The sequence below is a fragment of the Aeromicrobium sp. genome (genome assembly GCF_036676885.1).
In the GTDB taxonomy this organism is placed as follows: domain Bacteria; phylum Actinomycetota; class Actinomycetes; order Propionibacteriales; family Nocardioidaceae; genus Aeromicrobium.
Map to the genome: position 1 here is coordinate 1 of NZ_JAKFCB010000284.1, position 3510 is coordinate 3510.

General features: G+C 68.6%; 5 protein-coding genes. All 5 read left to right on the plus strand.

Features of this window, described 5'->3' with window-relative positions; translation table 11 throughout:
- The first annotated feature begins 44 nt into the window (after window positions 1-44).
- Genes V6M46_RS12880 through V6M46_RS12900 form a run of 5 tightly spaced genes read left to right on the plus strand, consistent with a single transcriptional unit; the run spans window position 45 to window position 3475 of the window.
- Complete coding sequence (locus V6M46_RS12880; RefSeq protein WP_332665717.1) at window positions 45-1259, plus strand: alkane 1-monooxygenase; 1215 nt, start codon at window positions 45-47, stop codon at window positions 1257-1259.
- Window positions 1256-1540, plus strand: a complete 285-nt coding sequence (locus V6M46_RS12885; protein ID WP_332665720.1) for a rubredoxin — start codon at window positions 1256-1258, stop codon at window positions 1538-1540. The genes V6M46_RS12880 and V6M46_RS12885 overlap by 4 nt, the downstream gene beginning before the upstream one ends.
- Complete coding sequence (locus tag V6M46_RS12890) at window positions 1537-1704, plus strand: rubredoxin (RefSeq protein WP_332665722.1); 168 nt, start codon at window positions 1537-1539, stop codon at window positions 1702-1704. Before V6M46_RS12885 ends, V6M46_RS12890 begins: the two co-directional genes overlap by 4 nt.
- Window positions 1704-2882: an NAD(P)/FAD-dependent oxidoreductase gene (locus V6M46_RS12895; protein WP_332665724.1), complete on the plus strand. Its 1179-nt coding sequence runs from the start codon at window positions 1704-1706 to the stop codon at window positions 2880-2882. The genes V6M46_RS12890 and V6M46_RS12895 overlap by 1 nt, the downstream gene beginning before the upstream one ends.
- Window positions 2879-3475: a TetR family transcriptional regulator gene (locus V6M46_RS12900; RefSeq protein WP_332665727.1), complete on the plus strand. Its 597-nt coding sequence runs from the start codon at window positions 2879-2881 to the stop codon at window positions 3473-3475. Before V6M46_RS12895 ends, V6M46_RS12900 begins: the two co-directional genes overlap by 4 nt.
- Window positions 3476-3510: the final 35 nt, after the last annotated feature.

Sequence of the window (3510 nt, forward strand, 5' to 3'; positions counted from 1 at the left end):
TCTTGTAAAGCGCTCCTTCCAGAGCGCACGAGGAGGAATGCAGCATGACGATCCAGGCAACCGTCGATGGCAGGGTCATCGAGTGGCGCGACAAGAAGCGCTACCTGTGGATCATGGGGGCGATCATCCCGCTGATCCCGCTCATGATGTGGGGGCTGTACGCGTGGACCGGCGCGACGATCGTGTGGTTCTTCGGCCCGTTCTTCGTGTTCGTCCTGATCCCGCTGTTCGACCTGCTCGCCGGGCTCGACCCCAACAATCCGCCCGACGAGCTGATCGAGGCGCTGGAGGAGGACCGCTACTACCGCTGGGTGACCTACGCGTTCATCCCCGTGCAGATCGCCGGCCTGATCTGGGGCGCCTACCTCCTCGGCGGCGGCACGCTCCCGGGCATCGACGACCCGCTGACGGTCGTGCAGAAGATCGGCCTCGCGCTGGGCCTCGGCATGGTCGCCGGCATCGGCATCAACACCGCCCACGAGCTCGGCCACAAGAAGGAGGAGCACGAGCGCTGGTTCGCCCGTGTCGCCCTCGCGCAGACGTTCTACGGTCACTTCTTCATCGAGCACAACCGCGGTCACCACGTACGCGTCGCGACCCCGGAGGATCCCGCGAGCGGGCGCCTCGGCGAGACCGTGTGGGAGTTCATGCCGCGCACCATCATCGGCAGCCTCAAGAGCGCCTGGGGCCTGGAGAAGAAGCGCTTCGCGCGCCAGAAGAAGACCCACTGGTCGATCAAGAACGACCTGTTCAACGCGTGGGCGTTCTCCGTCGTGCTGTGGGGCGGCCTGATGCTCGCATTCGGCTGGGAGATCCTGCCGTACATGGTGATCCAGGCCGCCGCGGGCATCTGGCTGCTGGAATCGGTCAACTACCTCGAGCACTACGGCATGAAGCGCGCCAAGCTCGACTCCGGCCGCTACGAGCGGGTCAACCCGAGCCACAGCTGGAACTCCAACAACATCGGCACCAACGTGTTGCTCTACCACCTGCAGCGGCACAGCGACCACCACGCCAACCCGACCCGCCGCTACCAGGCGCTGCGCGACTTCAAGGAGGCGCCGGTGCTGCCCACGGGGTATGCAGGCATGATCGTGCTGACGTGGGTCCCGCAGGTGTGGCGCAAGGTCATGGACAAGCGGGTGCTGGGTCACTACGACGGCGACATCGGCCGGGCCAACCTGCACCCGCGCACGGCCGAGGCGTACGTACGGAGGTACGGCGTCGGCACGAGCCAGGACGAGGAGATCGCAGCATGAGCCAGTGGATCTGCCCCAACTGCGAGTACGTATATGACGAGGAGAAGGGCAACCCCCGCGAGGGCTGGCCGCCCGGCACGCTCTTCGGCGACATCGACGCAGACTGGACGTGCCCCGACTGCGGCGTGCGCGAGCAGGTCGACTTCCTGCCGATCGAGGAGTTCGAGCACAACGACCAGGACGGCAACATCATCGCCGCCGAGACCCGGGCACAGGCGCAGCGCAAGGCCGCCGCGCGGCAGGGCGAGGCGACCGCCGACCTAGAAGGAGAACACCAGTGAAGCGTTGGGAATGCCAGCAGTGCGGCTTCGTCTACGACGAGGCCGAGGGCTGGCCCGAGGAGGACATCCCGCCCGGCACCAAGTGGGAGGACATCCCTGACGACTGGACGTGCCCCGACTGCGGCGCGGCCAAGGCCGACTTCACGATGTTCGAGCTGGTCTGATGGCACACCGGACGGTCATCGTCGGGGCGGGCATCGCCGGTGTCAGCGCGGCTGCAGCCATGAGGCGCAGCGGCTACGAGGGCGACATCGTCCTGCTCGGCGAGGAGCCCGAGCTGCCCTACCGACGGCCGCCGGTGTCCAAGGAGATCGTCCGCGGCGAGAAGACGCCCGATGAGATCCGCATCAAGAAGCCGGAGTGGTACGACCAGCAGTCCGTGACCCTGCGCACCGGGGTCACGGTCGCCTCCATCGACACCGAGGCGCACGTGGTGCATCTCGCCGACGGTGAGGAGGTCGGCTATGACCAGCTCCTGCTCGCGACCGGCGGACGGGCCCGCAACCCGTGGTCGGCCTCCGGCATCCGTACGCTTCGCAGTCTCGCCGACGTGCCCCGCCTGCAGAGCGAGCTGACCCCCGGCAGCCACCTGATCGTCGTCGGCGCCGGCCTGATCGGCTCCGAGATCGCCGCGAGCGCGCGCACGATGGGCTGCGAGGTGACGTTGCTGGAGACCGCCGCGCTGCCGCTGCCGCGCCTGCTGCCGCCCGAGCTGGGCGAGCTGTACGTCGACCTGCACAAGAGCGAAGGCACCGACCTGCACACCGGCGTGCAGGTGACGTCGATCGAGGACGAAGGCGACCAGACCACCGTGCGCGCCAGCGACGGGCGTTCGTGGTCTGCGCCGGTCGTCGTGGTCGCGGTCGGCATGGAGCCCAACGTCGAGCTCGCCGAAGCCGCCGGCATCGAGGTCGCCAACGGCATCGTCGTCGACGCATTCGGACGTACGTCGGCCCCGGATGTCTTCGCCGCCGGCGATGTCGCCAACCAGCCCAACGGCGTGCTCGGTGGCCGGCACCGGGTCGAGCACTGGCAGGGCGCGCAGAACCACGGGACCGCGATCGGCAAGGTCATGGCCGGTGGCGACGTCCCGTTCGTCGAGGTGCCGTGGTGCTGGTCGGATCAGTACGGCCACAACCTGCAGGTCACCGGCTGGCCCGAGACAACCCACGAGCTCGTCGTCCACGGCTCGCTGCATGACCGTGACTTCATCGCGTACCTGCTCGACGACGGCGTCGTACGCGGCGCCGTCGGGATCGGCCGGCCGAGAGACATACGAGCCGCCGAGAAGTGGATCGCCGCTGGTCAGCGGCTCGAGGACGCTCTGGAGGGCGACGCATGACCGCCGAAGCACCGGTCGCCCCGGTCCGCGAGCGGCTGCTCGATGCCGCTCAGGCGATGATCGAGGACACCGGCTGGTCGAGCGTCACGATGGCACGCATCGCCGAGCGGGCCGGGGTGAGTCGGCAGACGGTCTACAACGAGTTCAGCAACAAGCACGGGCTCGCCGAGCAGCTGGCGATGCGTGAGCTCGCCCGGTTCCTCGACGTCGTCCGCGAGCGCATGGCGGGGGAGACCACCCTGGTCGAGGGCATACGCGCTGCCTGCGAAGGCGCCCTGCTGATGGGGGAGCAGAGCCTGCTGGTGCGCACGATCGTGACGTCGCTGCCCGAGGAGCAGGATGCTGACTTCCTGCAGATCCTGACCACGGAGTCCGGCGAGATCGTCGAGGCGGCCGTGATGGTCGTGAAGCAGTCCGTCGTCGAGCTCTACCCGCCGGTGCCGCTGACCGACGCCGAGCTCGAGGTCGCCGTGGAGGTCGTCGTACGCCTCGTGCTGTCGGCGATCACCCGCCCCTCCAAGCCCCCGCGCGAAGCCGCCGCCGACATCGCCTGGATCACCGGCCTGGCCCTGAAGGGTGCCGAGGGCGCCTGACTACGGCGTCGGCGCGGGCACCGTCGGGACGTCCT